The 15,289-nt window shown below is 59.4% G+C and carries 13 protein-coding genes and 1 pseudogene; 6 read left to right on the forward strand and 8 right to left on the reverse strand.

Annotated features, from left to right (window positions below; translation table 11 throughout):
• Window positions 1–262 precede the first annotated feature (262 nt).
• The 6 genes from ubiA to recG form a co-directional block, all read right to left on the reverse strand.
• Window positions 263–1,123, reverse strand: coding sequence for a 4-hydroxybenzoate octaprenyltransferase (ubiA, locus tag ASG35_RS10330; protein WP_056356220.1), 861 nt, complete (start codon window positions 1,121–1,123; stop codon window positions 263–265).
• Window positions 1,124–1,263: 140 nt separating this feature from the next.
• The gene (locus tag ASG35_RS10335) at window positions 1,264–1,755 is read right to left on the reverse strand and encodes a Dps family protein (protein ID WP_056356221.1); all 492 of its coding nucleotides are present in this window, start codon (window positions 1,753–1,755) and stop codon (window positions 1,264–1,266) included.
• A gap of 182 nt (window positions 1,756–1,937) precedes the next feature.
• The gene (locus ASG35_RS31270) at window positions 1,938–2,099 is read right to left on the reverse strand and encodes a hypothetical protein (RefSeq protein ID WP_156393083.1); all 162 of its coding nucleotides are present in this window, start codon (window positions 2,097–2,099) and stop codon (window positions 1,938–1,940) included.
• 67 nt (window positions 2,100–2,166) lie between these two features.
• Window positions 2,167–3,651: a catalase gene (locus tag ASG35_RS10340; RefSeq protein ID WP_056356222.1), complete on the reverse strand. Its 1,485-nt coding sequence runs from the start codon at window positions 3,649–3,651 to the stop codon at window positions 2,167–2,169.
• Window positions 3,652–3,986: 335 nt separating this feature from the next.
• Window positions 3,987–4,946 carry a hydrogen peroxide-inducible genes activator gene (locus ASG35_RS10345; RefSeq protein ID WP_056356224.1) on the reverse strand — a complete coding sequence of 320 codons (960 nt, stop codon included), beginning with the start codon at window positions 4,944–4,946 and terminating at the stop codon, window positions 3,987–3,989.
• A gap of 145 nt (window positions 4,947–5,091) precedes the next feature.
• Window positions 5,092–7,329 (reverse strand): ATP-dependent DNA helicase RecG, encoded by a 2,238-nt coding sequence (gene recG / locus ASG35_RS10350; RefSeq protein ID WP_056356226.1) that lies wholly within the window; start codon window positions 7,327–7,329, stop codon window positions 5,092–5,094.
• A 148-nt stretch (window positions 7,330–7,477) separates the two neighbouring features.
• On the opposite strand from recG, the gene queA reads away from it, so the two are divergent.
• From queA to ASG35_RS31275, 6 genes are all read left to right on the forward strand, one after another.
• Window positions 7,478–8,521, forward strand: coding sequence for a tRNA preQ1(34) S-adenosylmethionine ribosyltransferase-isomerase QueA (gene queA / locus ASG35_RS10355; RefSeq protein ID WP_056356228.1), 1,044 nt, complete (start codon window positions 7,478–7,480; stop codon window positions 8,519–8,521).
• A gap of 98 nt (window positions 8,522–8,619) precedes the next feature.
• On the forward strand, window positions 8,620–9,789 hold the full coding sequence (tgt, locus tag ASG35_RS10360; RefSeq protein ID WP_056356230.1) for a tRNA guanosine(34) transglycosylase Tgt: 1,170 nt from the start codon (window positions 8,620–8,622) through the stop codon (window positions 9,787–9,789).
• A 194-nt stretch (window positions 9,790–9,983) separates the two neighbouring features.
• Complete coding sequence (yajC, locus tag ASG35_RS10365) at window positions 9,984–10,307, forward strand: preprotein translocase subunit YajC (protein WP_056356232.1); 324 nt, start codon at window positions 9,984–9,986, stop codon at window positions 10,305–10,307.
• 120 nt (window positions 10,308–10,427) lie between these two features.
• Window positions 10,428–12,497, forward strand: coding sequence for a protein translocase subunit SecD (secD, locus tag ASG35_RS10370; protein WP_056356233.1), 2,070 nt, complete (start codon window positions 10,428–10,430; stop codon window positions 12,495–12,497).
• Between the two features lie 17 nt (window positions 12,498–12,514).
• On the forward strand, window positions 12,515–13,465 hold the full coding sequence (gene secF / locus ASG35_RS10375; protein ID WP_056356235.1) for a protein translocase subunit SecF: 951 nt from the start codon (window positions 12,515–12,517) through the stop codon (window positions 13,463–13,465).
• Between the two features lie 110 nt (window positions 13,466–13,575).
• Window positions 13,576–13,719 carry a hypothetical protein gene (locus ASG35_RS31275; protein ID WP_156393085.1) on the forward strand — a complete coding sequence of 48 codons (144 nt, stop codon included), beginning with the start codon at window positions 13,576–13,578 and terminating at the stop codon, window positions 13,717–13,719.
• Here ASG35_RS31275 and ASG35_RS10380 read toward each other — a convergent pair.
• The gene (locus tag ASG35_RS10380; RefSeq protein ID WP_056356255.1) at window positions 13,712–14,986 is read right to left on the reverse strand and encodes an MFS transporter; all 1,275 of its coding nucleotides are present in this window, start codon (window positions 14,984–14,986) and stop codon (window positions 13,712–13,714) included. The genes ASG35_RS31275 and ASG35_RS10380 overlap by 8 nt on opposite strands.
• 200 nt (window positions 14,987–15,186) lie before the next feature.
• Window positions 15,187–15,289 (reverse strand): annotated as a pseudogene (locus ASG35_RS31280) (polyisoprenoid-binding protein); the annotation flags it as partial.

Below are 15,289 nucleotides of genomic sequence, written 5' to 3' on the forward strand. Positions count from 1 at the left end.
CCGCTGCCTTGGCGTCTTGCCGGCGCGAGGGGCGCAGAATTGTATCGGAGGCGTTTGCGTGGCTCAAACTGCACGCTTGATCTTGCACAAACTGATGAATAACTATGTGGGGAATCTGATTTCATGAAACGAAGCAGATCGCCTTCGCCATGTCACATCGAAAAAATCCGGTCACTTCTAGATACATCGGATTGCGAAAAGAAACGGGGTTGTCAACAGCGAAGCGTCAGGCAACCTATTTACGCGGAAAAGCTAAACCGGCTTAACGCAAAAACGCGTAATGCGCCGCGATCCCCGCGAACAACACGCCGCCAAGCCAGTTGTTATGTTTGAACGCGACGAAGCACGCCATGCGCTCGCGGTCCTTGATCAACGTGTAGTGATAAACCGCGCAGCCAACGGCTGCTGCCCAGCCGATCCAGTACAGCACGCCGAACGCCATCGTCACGCCAATCCACGCGTAGATGCCGAGCGTCACTGCATAGCACAGCATGATCGCGAGGACATCGAATTGTCCGAACGTCAGCGCCGAGGTCCGGATGCCGATCTTGATGTCATCGTCGCGATCGACCATTGCGTACTCGGTGTCGTAGGCGATCGACCAGAACACATTCGCCGCCAGCATGATCCAGGCAAGCGGCGGCACGTGATCCTGCACGGCAGCGAAGGCCATCGGAATGCCGAATCCAAAAGCAATCCCGAGGTACGCCTGGGGAATCGCGAAAAAGCGTTTCGTAAACGGATAAGTTCCGGCCACAAACAGCGCGAAAACCGACAGTTCCTTCGTTAGCGTGTTGAGTGGCAGGATCAGCAAGAACGCAATCGCCGATAACACCGCCGCCAGCGCCACCGCTTCCCACGCGGCAATCTTGCCGGACGTGATCGGCCGGTTTTCGGTGCGCTTGACGTGTTTATCGAAGTCGCGATCGGCGTAGTCGTTGATCGCGCAACCGGCCGAGCGCATGAGCAGCGTGCCGAACACAAAGATCAGCAAAATCATGGGCGATGGGCGGCCGCTCGACGCAATCCACAACGCGTTGAGCGTCGGCCACAACAACAGCAAGCTGCCAATGGGCTTGTCCATGCGGACGAGGCGGAGATACAAAGGAAGACGAGCGAACATGGCGATTGGGCTGCGGCAAATAGCGGTATGGGTATTTTAAGGCAGTACGGTTTGACGCCTCGCTTTCGACAGGCAGGCGTTAAGCAAAAAGCCCCGCGCTCTAACGAGCGCGGGGCTTTTTCTAAATCACGGCCAGCTTCTTACTCAGCCAGCATCGCACGCAACATCCACGCGGTCTTCTCATGAATCTGCATGCGCTGCGTCAACAGATCGGCCGTCGGTTCGTCGTTGGCGTTATCGGTCAGCGGGAAAATCGCGCGCGCCGTGCGCACCACCGCTTCCTGCCCTTCCACCAATTGACGGATCATCTCTTCGGCGGCCGGAATGCCATCGGCTTCCGGAATGGACGAAAGCTTCGCGAATTCACGATAGCTGCCTGGCGCATACACGCCCAACGCGCGGATGCGTTCGGCGATGGCATCGACCGCCAGCGCCAGTTCCGTGTATTGCCCTTCGAACATCAGGTGGAGCGTGTTGAACATCGGCCCCGTGACGTTCCAGTGGAAGTTATGCGTCTTCAGATACAGCGTGTAGGTGTCGGCCAGCAGATGAGCCAGGCCATCGGCAATCTTCTTGCGGTCTTTGTCGCTGATACCGATGTTCACAGCCGGTGATGCGATTTTCTTCGCCATAGTGACTCCGTGAGAGTGATACGAACAATGCAGGCGAATGACTGATCCAGATCGTGGACCGGGTTCCGCCGGGCGTTCGTGAGTTTATCTTAGAAACGCAGCCGGACCCGCCGTGCAGCGCGGGTCCGAAGGGTTATCGGGCGCGTCGATACGACGCGCACCAAAGCAATTACATGGGTCCATCAGACCAGTCCCGCCCCATGCAATCCTTCTATAACCACCGCCGCGTAACTCGCCGCGACGATGCCAAAACCGATCGCGAGCCGCACGCCGCGCGACGCATTCAGGCTTTTGGCCTCGATGCCGCTTACCGCCCGTTCAATATTCATGATCGCTTGTGTCATCGCCGTTTCTCCTTGAGTCCTGCGTTTTCAATCGATGGGACGCTTCTGCTCGAGCGTCCCGGCCTGCTTATTTCACTGCTACTTCAAGATCCGCGTCGGCGGTCTCGACCACTTGTCCCAACGCCGCGAGCGCTGCAACTACACCCGCTGCATACGCCGGATCGGCGCGCCGGAAGTGCTCGATCTGCACCTTGACGATCTCGTTCGGCACGCCGTGAATATGCCGCGCGATATTGCCGAAGAAGCGCTGCTTTTGCGCGTCGTCGAAAAGTCGGAACAGGTCGCCCGGCTGGCTGTAGTAATCCATGTCTTCACGATGGTCGTAACGCTCGACCGCGCCCGCCGCCAGCGCGGGCTCGTTCACGCTCGCGTCCTGCGCAAAATCGCCAAACCGGTTCGGCTCGTAATTCACGCGGCCGCCGCTGTTGCCATCGACACGCATGCCGCCATCGCGATGAAACGAGTTCTGCACGGCGGCCTTCGGCGCGTTCACCGGAATCTGATGGTGATTGATGCCAAGCCGATACCGATGTGCATCGCCATATGAGAACAAACGTCCTTGCAGCAGACGATCCGGCGAGAAGCCGATACCCGGCACCACGTTCGCCGGCGTGAAAGCCGCTTGCTCGACATCGGCGAAATAGTTGCCCGCGTTGCGGTTCAACTCCAGCGTGCCAACATCGATCAGCGGGAAATCCTTATGCGGCCATACTTTGGTGATATCGAACGGATTCATGCGATACGTCGCCGCTTCCGCTTCCGTCATCACCTGGATACGGAAATTCCACTTCGGGAAATTGCCCCGGTCAATGTTATCCACCAGATCACGCTGCGCGCTTTCGCGATCGCTGCCGACTACGGCTGACGCTTCGGCATCGGTGAAATTCTCGAGCGGCTGCTGCGACTTGAAGTGGAACTTCACGTAAAAACGCTCGTTATTCGCGTTGATGAACGAATACGTGTGCGACCCGAAACCATGCATCTGCCGATAATTCTTCGGAATCCCGCGATCGCTCATGAGGATGGTGACCTGATGCAACGACTCCGGATGCCGCGACCAGAAATCCCACGCCGCCACGTTGCTGCGCATGTTCGTGTACGGATCGCGCTTTTGCGTATGGATGAAATCAGGAAACTTCAGCGGATCGCGGATGAAAAACACCGGCGTGTTGTTGCCGACCACGTCCCAGTTGCCTTCTTCCGTGTAGAACTTGATCGAGAAACCACGCACATCGCGCTCGGCATCGGCCGCACCGCGTTCACCGGCGACCGTCGAGAAGCGCATGAACAGCGGCGTTTGTTTGCCGACTTCCGCGAAAACCTTGGCTTTTGTGAAACGGGAAATGTCGTGCGTGACGGTGAGCGTGCCGAACGCGCCCGATCCTTTGGCGTGAACACGGCGCTCGGGGATGACTTCGCGATCGAAATGCGCGAGCTTTTCGATCAGCCAGAAATCCTGCAATGCGATCGGGCCGCGAGGACCGGCGGTCACGGAATTCTGGTTGTCGCCGACTGGCGCGCCTGCTGCAGTGGTGAGAGTGCGATTGGTCATCGAGTGCTCCTGGAATGTATTCGGTAGTGCGTTTTTGCGGGATTTGTTCAGCAGGTGCCGGCGAAGCTGGCTAGGACATCCACCACGACACTGCGTGCTTCGCGATAACGCGCGGTAAGTTGCGTTGCCTGGCGGGCGATCAATGTCATGGCTTCCTCCGGTTTTGTCTGGTTGGATGGTGCTGATCCATGAGTCGGAGCATAACAAAGACTATCCACTTATCGAATTCAATTAATTTAATCTATCCGATAGGTCGAACAAATCCTCGGTGGGACGAAGGCTTAAAAAAGGGACGGGGACGGAAGCCGCGCCAGAAAAGGCGCGGCGGAAATGGCTTAGTTGACCGCGGCGGGAAGTTCGAGTCGCGTTACGCCAGGGATATTGCACGCGGCGATGGCATCGCAAATTGCTTCGATAGCAGGCATCCGCGTAAAGCTTTTGCGCCACGCAAGCACAACGCGGCGGTCCGGAATGGGGTCATCGAAGGGAACGTAGCTGAGCAGACCCGCATCGACGCCCGCCGCGTGCGGCTTCACTTCCATCACCGACATGCGCGGCAACACGGTAATGCCCACGCCGCTCGCGACCATATGCCGGATGGTTTCCAGCGACGATCCCTCGAACGTCTTCTGAATCCCGTCCGCGTTCTGCGAAAAACGCATCAACTCGGGACACACGCCGAGCACGTGATCGCGGAAACAGTGGCCGCTGCCGAGCAGCAGCATGGTTTCGAGCTTCAGGTCGTCGGCGTTGATCTTTTCGCGGTTTTCCCACGGATGACCGGCCGGCATGGCGACCACGAACGGTTCGTCGAAAAGCGGCCGAACCATCAAGCCGGTTTCGGGGAAAGGCAGCGCCATGATGGCGACATCGATTTCACCCTGCTTCAGCAACTCGATCAGCTTGAGCGTGTAGTTTTCCTGCAGCATCAGCGGCATTTGCGGCACGCGCTTGATCATCTGCTTGACGAGCGTGGGCAGGAGATACGGCCCGATGGTGTAGATCACGCCCAGCCGCAACGGCCCAACCAGCGGATCCTTGCCCTGCTTGGCGATTTCCTTGATGGCGAGCGTTTGTTCCAGGACGCGCTGCGCCTGGGTCACGATCTGTTCGCCGATAGGCGTCACGCTGACTTCACTCGTGCCGCGCTCGAAAATCTGGACGTTCAGTTCGTCTTCGAGCTTTTTGATTGCTACAGACAACGTCGGTTGACTCACGAAACATGCCTCGGCGGCACGGCCAAAATGCCGCTCGCGCGCCACTGCAACGATGTACTTCAATTCGGTCAGGGTCATTAGGGGCCAATCAGAGTCAATGAATCGATAGGATTTGACTTATACACCCGTCGAGTGGATTCGCCAACCCGAGCAGAATACTTGCGCCTGAAACGCGAAAAAGCGTTTCACGCGATCGCTTAAGACTGATGGAACGCCGCTACGTTCACGCTTTTAGATATTGCTCGCGGGCGCCGAGCCAGCGGGCAAGGTGATTCGTGACGGCTTCGGGAAACTGGGCAAGCATCTGGTCTGCCGCGGCGCGCGCCGGCTCGATGAGCCATCCGTCGTTTTCCAGGCTGGCAAAGCGCAGCATCGCGGCGCCTGATTGTCGTGCGCCGAGGAATTCGCCGGGACCGCGAATCTCGAGATCGCGACGCGCGATTTCGAAGCCATCAGTGGTTTCGCGCATGGTCTGCAAACGGGCGCGCGCCGTTTGCGACAACGGTCCCGCGTACATCAGCACGCACACCGACGCCGCGGTCCCCCGCCCCACGCGGCCTCTTAATTGATGAAGCTGCGCGAGCCCGAACCGCTCGGCATGCTCGATCACCATCAGCGATGCATTCGGCACGTCCACGCCGACCTCGATCACGGTTGTAGCAACCAGCAACTGGACTTCGGCGCGCGTGAACGCATCCATGACGGCGGCTTTTTCGGCAGGCGGCAAACGACCATGCACGAGCCCGATACGCAATTCCGGCAGCGCCACGGCCAGCGTCTCGTAGGTTTCAACGGCCGTCTGCAATTGCAGCGTCTCGCTTTCCTCGATCAGCGGACAGACCCAATACACTTGCCGGCCAGTCAACGCGGCCTCGCGCACGCGGGCGATGACTTCGTCACGGCGGTTATCGGAGACGAGCTTGGTCAGGATCGGCGTGCGGCCCGGCGGCAATTCGTCGATAGTCGATACATCCAGATCCGCGTAATACGTCATCGCGAGCGTGCGCGGAATCGGCGTGGCCGACATCATCAGCTGATGCGGCTGAAAATTCCGCGCGCCATCGCCGGCGTTTTGCGCTTTGGCGCGCAACGCGAGCCGCTGCGCCACGCCAAACCGATGTTGTTCGTCGATGATCGCAAAGCCCAGCCGCGCAAACTCCACCGCGTCCTGAATGATCGCGTGCGTCCCAATCACAAGTTGCGCCGCGCCGGACGCCGCCGCTTCCAGCGCCGCGCGCTTTTCCTTCGCTTTCAGACTGCCGGCGAGCCACGCAACCGTCACGCCCAACGGTTCGAGCCACGCGCGAAGTTTGCGCGCGTGCTGCTCGGCGAGGATCTCGGTCGGCGCCATCAACGCGGCCTGATATCCGGCATCGATGGCTTGCGCTGCAGCCAGCGCGGCCACGATGGTCTTGCCGCTGCCCACATCGCCTTGAAGCAGGCGCTGCATGGGATGCGGCAACATCAGTTCGCCTGAAATCTCCGCGCAAACCCGTTCCTGCGCGCCGGTCAGCTTGAACGGCAGCGTCTTCAAAAACCGTGCGACGAGCGATTCGGGCGCGTCGTGCAAACGCGGCATCGTGGGCGCGGCCCGCGTGCGGCGCTCTTCGTGCGCGCGTTTCAACGACAACTGCTGCGCGAGCAATTCCTCGAACTTGATGCGCGTCCACGCCGGATGCGTGCCGTCGATCAACGCGTTTTCATCGGAATCGGCGTGAGGATGATGGAGCGTTTTGACGGCATCGAGCAAACCGGGCACGTTCAGCGGCTGCAAATGAGCGCGCGCGATTTTCTCGGGCAGCAATTCCGGCAGATGAACACGCGACAACGCGCTGTCGATGGCCTTGCGCAAATACGCCTGCGATACGCCCGCCGTGCTCGGATACACCGGCGTCAGGGCTTGCGGCAGCGGCGTGTCTTCGTCGACAGGACGCACTTGCGGATGAACCATCTCCATGCCGAAAAAACCGCCGCGGACATCGCCGCGAACGCGCAAACGCACGCCGATCGCCATTTGCTTGACTTGCGAGCCGTAGAAATTAAGGAAGCGCAGCGTGAGTTCGTCGCCGGCGTCGTCGTGCATTTTCACAAGCAACTGGCGACGCGGGCGGTACGCAATCTCGTTGTCGAACACAACGCCTTCGGTTTGCGTGTTGTCGCCCGGAATCAGATGGCCGATAGGCGTGATGGTCGTTTCGTCCTCGTAGCGCATCGGCAGATGCAGCACCAGATCGATATCCGATTTCAAGCCGAGCTTCGCGAGTTTATCGACGGGCTTCGGTGGCGGCGCGGCGGGTTTGAGCGGCTGGACTTTGTCGGCAATTTCAAGATTGGCGAGCTTTTTCGCGGCGGCCGCGCGTCCGCGTTTGGGCTTTTGTGCAAGCGCGTCCGGTTCGCCCCGAGCGTCAGGAACGTTTTCGGCGTCGGGTTCGACAAGCAAACGGCGGTCGGGCAAGGGCATCTAATCTCTTCAAAGTACAATACTGGCTTCGTTCGGCGCGGCCACGCCTGCATTACGCTGCCGCCGCGCGCGCTCCAACACCGCGCCGCCTTGCCACGCATTTTTGCAAAATACCGCGCGAATCATCGCGCATCGACACGCTTTCCCAATGTTCACGCTTTCCGATTTCGATTTTAATCTGCCGCCCGAGCTGATCGCGCAAACGGCGCTCGCCGAGCGCAGCGCGAGCCGTTTGCTCGACGTGGACAACGGCACGAATCCGCCGGCGTTCACCGACCGCCAGTTCACCGAACTGCCCGGCCTGCTGCAACCCGGCGATCTGCTGGTATTCAACGATACCAAAGTCCTGAAGGCGCGTTTCCTCGGCCAAAAGGCCAGCGGTGGAAGAATCGAGGTGCTCGTCGAGCGTTTGACGGGCGCGACGACCGCGCTCGCGCAGATCCGGGCGAGCAAAAGTCCGCAGCCAGGCACGAAGATCGTTCTCGCCGATGCGTTCGAAGTCACCATCGGTGAGCGCGTGGAACCGTTCTATACGCTGCATTTCCCGGCGGATTGTTTGACGCTGATCGAGCAATACGGGCGCTTGCCGTTGCCGCCGTACATCGAACATGATCCCGATGCCTACGACGAAACCCGCTACCAGACGGTCTACGCCGCGAATCCGGGTGCGGTCGCGGCGCCCACGGCCGGCCTTCATTTCGACGCACCCCTGCTCGAAGCGCTCGATGCGCGCGGCATTGAACGCGCGACGTTGACGCTGCATGTCGGCGCGGGCACGTTTCAGCCAGTGCGCGTGGAGAATCTCGCAGAACACAAGATGCATAGCGAGTGGTACAGGCTGCCGCAGGCGCTCGCGGACAAGATTTCGGCAACGAAGGCACGGGGAAATCGCGTGATCGCGGTCGGAACCACGTCGATGCGCGCCCTCGAAGCCGCCGCGCGCGATGCCGATCAAGCCGGCCGGCCGCTCGCCGAAACGAGCGCCGAGACGGATATTTTCATCACGCCGGGATATCAGTTTCGCGTGGTGGATCGGCTCGTGACGAACTTTCATTTACCGAAATCGACGTTGATGATGCTCGTGTCCGCTTTCGCCGGCATGGACCCGATCCGCGCCGCGTATGCGCACGCGATCGAAGAGCGGTATCGGTTTTTCAGTTACGGCGACGCCATGCTGCTCACGCGGCAATAAATTTACCAATTTGCGCCGGACTTGCCGGTCCGGAGTTGGCGCTACAGCGCTTATTCCGGCCCCATGCAAGGCACTCTGGTTGCACAGGAGCACTTTGCATGACCGAAGCAAGCAGCAATACAACGCGCCCTGAAAACGGCCTGAAATTCGACTTGATCACGACCGACGGCAAAGCGCGCCGCGGCCGCGTCACGCTGAACCACGGCGTGGTCGAAACGCCCATCTTCATGCCTGTCGGCACGTACGGAACGGTGAAAGCCGTTGCGCCGCGCGAGCTCGAGGAAATGCACGCGCAGATCATCCTCGGCAACACATTTCACCTCTGGCTGCGCCCGGGACTCGAAACCATCGCGGCGCACGGCGGTTTGCACCGGTTCATGAACTGGAACAAGCCGATCCTCACCGATTCCGGCGGCTTCCAGGTCTTCTCCCTCGGCGATCTGCGCAAGATCACCGAAGATGGCGTCACGTTCGCATCACCCATCAACGGCGACAAGCTGTTTTTATCGCCGGAAATCTCGATGCAGATTCAGAAAGTGTTGAACTCGGACATCGTGATGCAGTTCGACGAATGCACGCCCTACGCCACCAACGGCGTGCCCACGCCGCACCAGGACGCGGCGGATTCCATGCGCATGTCGATGCGCTGGGCAAAGCGTTCCGTCGATGAATTCGCCAAAGGCGGCAACCCGAACGCGCTGTTCGGCATTGTCCAGGGCGGCATGTTCGAAGATTTGCGCGACGAGTCGCTTGCCGGTCTCGCGGATATCGGATTCCATGGCTTTGCGATCGGCGGTTTGTCGGTGGGCGAACCGAAGGAAGACATGATGCGCGTGCTGGAGTACATCGGCCCGAGGCTTCCCGCCGATAAACCCCATTACCTGATGGGCGTCGGCACGCCGGAAGATCTGGTCGCGGGCGTAGCGTCCGGCGTGGACATGTTCGATTGCGTGATGCCGACTCGCAATGCGCGCAACGGCTGGCTCTTCACCCGTTTTGGCGACGTAAAGATCCGCAACGCCGCGCACAAGAACTCGCTCAAGCCACTCGATGAAAGCTGCGGCTGCTACACGTGCCGCAATTTCACGCGCGGTTATTTGCACCATTTGCATCGCGTGGGCGAAATTCTCGGCGCGCAACTGAACACCATTCACAACCTGCATTACTACCTTCAACTGATGCAGGAAATCCGCGATTCGATCGAAAACCATATGTTCGACGCGTTCGTGAAGGTGTTTCACGAGAACCGGGCGCGTGGAATCGACTGAACGGATACTCGCCGAATGACGACCGAATGGCTAACGTTCAGCCATTGGATCTCCAATCCGTGCAATAAACATTACAATTACTTTACGCCGCCCTTTAACAGCTTGATCACAAAGCGCATTCCGCGCTGTAGCGGCGTAGCCCGGTGTTAGAATAGCGGGCTAATTTTCTGATCGTTATATACGGAGAGACCGACGTGGATTTTATTTCAAGAGCCTTCGGACAAGGCGCCGACGGTGCGCAGTCGAGCATCATGAGTTTCTTGCCTCTGATCTTGATGTTCGCTGTGTTGTACTTCATCATGATTCGCCCGCAAATGAAGCGCCAGAAGGAACATCGCAACATGCTGGCTGCAATGGCGAAAGGCGACGAAGTCGTAACGAACGGCGGTATTGTCGGCAAGGTGACGAAGGTGTCGGACGCGTATGTGGGTGTCGAGATCGCAGAAGGCACGGAAATTACCATCCAGAAGGCGTCTGTCACGACCATCCTCCCGAAAGGCACGATCAAGTCGCTGTAAGGCCAATTGCTCTCGCGTCCGGCGCGGCCCGCGCGGTTACGGTCATGAAACCGGAACCCCGCTCATTGCCGGACGCATCGCTTATCCCCTCCTCGCCAACTCTCCTGTTCGGCCATCCCCATGAATCGCTACCCACTTTGGAAATATGCCGTGATGCTGGTGGCGCTCGTCATCGGCCTCGTCTATACGCTGCCCAATTTTTTCGGCGAAGCGCCGGCGGTGCAGGTATCGAGCGGCAAGGCAACGGTCAAGCTTGATTCGTCGACGCTTGCCAATGTCGAGAGCGCGCTGTCGGCAAGCCAGATCACGCCTGACGAAGTCACGTTCGACAATTCGTCGGCCAATGCAAACATCCGCGTACGCCTGAAAGACCCGGAAACGCAATTGCGCGTGAAGGACTTGTTGCAGAAAACGCTCAACAGCGACCCGAGCGATCCGCAATTCGTCGTCGCGTTGAATCTGCAGGCGGCGTCGCCGCGCTGGCTCACCGCGCTGCACGCATTGCCCATGTATCTCGGCCTCGACTTGCGCGGCGGCGTTCACTTTCTTTTGCAAGTGGACATGGCGGGTGCGCTGAACAAGAAACTGGATTCGAACGCGACGGACGCACGCGCTCTCTTGCGCGATAAAAACATCCGCGATGGCGGTGTTAATCGCGTCAATCAGTCGGTAGTCGTCAACTTCTCGGATCAGGCCGCAGCCGATTCCGCGCGTACCCTGCTTTCCACGAGCCTGAACGAGTTGCAATGGGCGACGCGCCAGGGCAACGACGGTTATCAGGTGGTCGGCACCTTCACGCCGGCTGCGCAAAAGACCGTTGAAGACAGCGCGCTCAAGCAGAACATCATCACGCTGCATAACCGCGTGAACGAACTCGGCGTGGCCGAGCCGGTGATCCAGCAGCAAGGTTCCGACCGTATCGTGGTCGAGTTGCCGGGCGTGCAGGATACGGCGAAGGCGAAGGACATCATTGGACGCACGGCAACGCTCGAAGCGCGTCTCGCCGATCCGACCAATACGCATCCTGGTCCGAACGACCCGGTTCCTCCCGGCGACGAACTCTTCACGCAGGGCAACAACGGCCCGACGCTCGTACGCAAGCAAGTGATTTTCTCGGGCGACCGGATTATCGATGCATCGGCGGGATTCGACGAGCATCAGCGTCCGTCGGTGAACATTCGCCTGGATGCGGCCGGCGGCCGGTCGGTCAGCAGCGTGTCGCGTGACAACATCGGCAAGCCGATGGCCATGATCCTGTTTGAAAAAGGCAAGGGCGAAGTGCTGACGGTTGCGACCATCCAGTCGGAACTCGGCGACCGCTTCCAGATCACCGGCCAACCTTCGCCGCAAGCCGCAACTGATCTCGCGCTGCTCTTGCGTGCCGGTTCGCTCGCGGCGCCCATGGATATCATCGAAGAACGCACGATCGGCCCGAGCCTGGGCGCGGACAACATCCGGAAGGGTTTCGATTCGGTGCAGTACGGTTTCGCCGCAATCGCCATCTTCATGATCGCGTACTACATGCTGTTCGGCTTGATCTCCATGTTGTCGCTGTCGGTGAACTTGCTGTTGCTGGTCGCCATTCTCTCGATGCTCCAGGCCACGCTGACGCTGCCGGGTATTGCGGCTATTGCGCTCGCGCTCGGTATGGCAATCGATGCAAACGTGCTGATCAACGAGCGTATTCGTGAGGAATTGCGTAACGGCGCGCCGCCGCAGCTCGCGATCCAGAATGGTTTCTCGCACGCGTGGGCAACGATTCTCGACTCGAACGTGACCACGTTGATTGCCGGTCTTGCGCTGCTCGCGTTTGGATCGGGCCCGGTTCGGGGCTTCGCGGTCGTGCACTGTATCGGCATTCTGACGTCCATGTTCTCGGCGGTGTTTTTCTCGCGCGGCCTCGTGAACCTTTGGTACGGCGGCAAGAAGAAGCTGCAATCGCTCGCGATTGGTCAGGTCTGGCGACCGGAAGGCGCCGATACCGCGGCGGCAACGGCGGCGTACCTTGCGAATCAGCGCGGTGATGATTCTCCCGTCGATGAAATCGTCCAGGCAGCTCCTCGTGCCAAGGCGCCGGTCCCTGCCCGTCAGCAAAAGCCAGCTGCGCCCTCGCTTCGTAACGGCAAGCCGGTTGTTCGCCGCCGCTCGGGTCCGGGTATCGAACCGAAAAAACCTGGCTCGTCCAACTGAGTCACGGAGAATAAATCATGGAATTCTTTCGTATTCGCCGCGACTTGCCGTTGATGCAACGAGCATTGCTGTTCAACGCCGTCTCCATCATCACGTTTCTTGCCGCCGTGTTTTTCCTTTTGCATCGCGGGCTGCATCTGTCGGTGGAATTCACCGGCGGGACCGTGGTGGAAGTGCAGTATCCGCAAGCCGTGCCGCTCGAACCCGTTCGCGGCACCATGAGCAAGCTCGGTTATCCCGATGCTCAGGTGCAGAACTTCGGTACGTCGCGTGATGTGCTGATCCGCTTGCCGTTGAAGCAGGGTTTGACGTCGGCGCAACAAAGCGATCAGGTGATGGCCGCGCTGAAGACGCAAGACGCGCAGGTGCAGTTGCAACGCGTCGAGTTCGTTGGTCCGCAGGTCGGCAAGGAGCTCGTGACCAACGGCCTGCTTGCGCTGGCGTGCGTGGTAATCGGCATTGTGATCTACCTGTCGTTCAGGTTCGAATGGAAATACGCGGTTGCCGGCGTGATAGCCAACTTGCACGACGTGGTGATCATTCTCGGGTTCTTCGCGTTTTTCCAGTGGGAGTTTTCGCTCTCGGTGCTGGCGGCCATTCTCGCGGTGTTGGGTTACTCGGTGAACGAGTCGGTGGTTATTTTCGACCGGATTCGCGAGACGTTCCGCAAGCAACGCAAGATGACGGTGATCGAGGTGATCAACCACGCGATCACCAGCACCATGTCGCGAACCATCATCACGCACGGCTGTACGGAAATGATGGTGCTGTCCATGTTCTTCTTCGGCGGTGCGACGCTGCACTATTTCGCGTTGGCGCTGACGGTGGGCATCTTGTTCGGTATCTATTCGTCGGTGTTCGTGGCTGCCGCGTTGGCAATGTGGCTTGGCGTGAAGCGCGAAGACCTGGTGAAGGACAAGAAGCCTAAGTACGATCCGGGCGATCCGAACGCCGGCGCGGAGGTTTGAGTTTTCCGCATTAGAAGCAACGAAGTACGAAAGGCCGATTCGAATGAATCGGCCTTTTTTGCTTTGGGACAGTGAATTGCAATATTTGGTGGAACCAGGACAGCCCTGCTATGAGCGAGACAACAAAGACCGATTGGAAGCTGCTCGAAACCATGCCGGATTCCCGCATCGACACGAGTGAAATGCCTGAATTGGGTGACGACTTTTTTCTGCGCGCGGAATTAATCAAGCCGCCACCCCAACCCATCACTTGAACCCCAACCTCTGCCTCGCCGCCATCAACGCCACCAGGCTGATCACCGCCGCAAAAATCATGTAGAAGCTGGGCGCGGCCTTCGATCCCGTCGATGTAATCAGCCACGTGATGATGAACGGTCCAAACCCGCCGAACACCGTCACCGCAATGTTATAAGCCAGCGACATTCCCGTCGTGCGCGTCGCGACCGGGAACATTTCCGAGAGCAGACCTGGCAACGCCGCGAAGTAACCGGTCATCAATACGCCGAGCACCGCCTGCACGACTAGCAGGTTGCCGAACGTCGGATGCGCGACGAGCCACGAGAAAAGCGGATAGATCAGCACGAGCAACAGCACGGCCGATATCAGCATGATGCGGGTGCGGCCGTGGGTATCGGAGAGATGGCCTACGAGCGGCGACAAGACCATCTGGATCGCGCCCGTCAGCAGGATGGCCGTGAACGCCACCGATGGCGCCAGTCCCAACTGGCGGATCGCGTAAGTGGGCATGAAGAGCACGAGATAGGTCGCGACGGTTCCCAGCACCACGGTGCCAATGGCAATCAGCAAGCGTTCCTTGTTCGATGCAAACGTATCGCGCAACGGCGTTTCGGTTGTCACGGCCGAAAGGAATTCGGGCGTTTCATCGAGTCGCGTGCGGATGTAGTACGCCACCGGTCCGATCAGCAGGCCGAAGACAAACGGCATGCGCCAGCCCCACGTATTCATCTGTTCCGGCGATAGATTTCCAGTCAGCACTACGCCGAAAATAGCAGCGAGCAGCGTGGTCAAACCCTGGCTAGCGACCTGCCAGCTTGCAAAGAAACCGCGCCGCCCGGGCACGTGCTCGGCAAGAAACGCGGTTGCGCTGCCGAATTCGCCGCCGGCCGAAAAGCCCTGCATCAAGCGCGCGAGGACCAGGATCAACGGCGCCGCGATCCCGATCGACGAGTATGTCGGCAACACGGCAATGATCAGCGTGCCCACCATCATCAACAAAATGGAAAGGGTGAGCGCGGCTTTGCGGCCGGCTTTATCGGCGTAAGCGCCCAGCACGATCGCGCCCAGCGGCCGCATGAAAAACGACACGCCGAACGTGCCGAGCGTCAGCAGAATCGAGACGGAATCGTTGCCCGAGGGGAAAAACAACTTCGAAATCACGACCGCGAAAAACCCGTAGACCACGAGGTCGAACCACTCGAGCGCGTTGCCTATGGACGCGGCCACCACGGCGCGCCACGCTGCCGGGCGGACAACCGGTACTGCTGCAGGCGTGCTGCTCATGCATTTCTCCTGGTATTTTTTTATCGATATAGCCAGCAATCGGACCGCTTGCAAAGGCGCAAACGCTGCCGACTGTGCCACACCGAAATCCAGATCGAAATGCTCGCAAAACCTGTAGTCGAAAAAAAGCCGCTTCCGGCCTGAGCCGTTAAAGCGGTTTTTGCGGTCCGGCACGCCGGACCATGATGCCTGCCACCAAATTACTGGCGCACGCCTTCAGCCTGGATATGCAGCGTCGTCTTCATCTTGAAGCCGTATGCCTTGCCGTAGTCCACGCCGAAATCACCGCGATCGAACGTCGCC

It is taken from the genome of Burkholderia sp. Leaf177 (assembly GCF_001424345.1).
Lineage (GTDB): Bacteria > Pseudomonadota > Gammaproteobacteria > Burkholderiales > Burkholderiaceae > Caballeronia.

Excerpts from the sequence above, each read along its gene's own strand:
- ubiA (WP_056356220.1), bottom strand. The coding sequence starts at position 1,123 with ATGTTCGCTCGTCTTCCTTTGTATCTCCGCCTCGTCCGCATGGACAAG.
- ASG35_RS10335 (WP_056356221.1), bottom strand. The coding sequence starts at position 1,755 with ATGGCGAAGAAAATCGCATCACCGGCTGTGAACATCGGTATCAGCGAC.
- ASG35_RS31270 (WP_156393083.1), bottom strand. The coding sequence starts at position 2,099 with ATGACACAAGCGATCATGAATATTGAACGGGCGGTAAGCGGCATCGAG.
- ASG35_RS10340 (WP_056356222.1), bottom strand. The coding sequence starts at position 3,651 with ATGACCAATCGCACTCTCACCACTGCAGCAGGCGCGCCAGTCGGCGAC.
- ASG35_RS10345 (WP_056356224.1), bottom strand. The coding sequence starts at position 4,946 with ATGACCCTGACCGAATTGAAGTACATCGTTGCAGTGGCGCGCGAGCGG.
- recG (WP_056356226.1), bottom strand. The coding sequence starts at position 7,329 with ATGCCCTTGCCCGACCGCCGTTTGCTTGTCGAACCCGACGCCGAAAAC.
- queA (WP_056356228.1), top strand. The coding sequence starts at position 7,478 with ATGTTCACGCTTTCCGATTTCGATTTTAATCTGCCGCCCGAGCTGATC.
- tgt (WP_056356230.1), top strand. The coding sequence starts at position 8,620 with ATGACCGAAGCAAGCAGCAATACAACGCGCCCTGAAAACGGCCTGAAA.
- secD (WP_056356233.1), top strand. The coding sequence starts at position 10,428 with ATGAATCGCTACCCACTTTGGAAATATGCCGTGATGCTGGTGGCGCTC.
- secF (WP_056356235.1), top strand. The coding sequence starts at position 12,515 with ATGGAATTCTTTCGTATTCGCCGCGACTTGCCGTTGATGCAACGAGCA.
- ASG35_RS31275 (WP_156393085.1), top strand. The coding sequence starts at position 13,576 with ATGAGCGAGACAACAAAGACCGATTGGAAGCTGCTCGAAACCATGCCG.
- ASG35_RS10380 (WP_056356255.1), bottom strand. The coding sequence starts at position 14,986 with ATGAGCAGCACGCCTGCAGCAGTACCGGTTGTCCGCCCGGCAGCGTGG.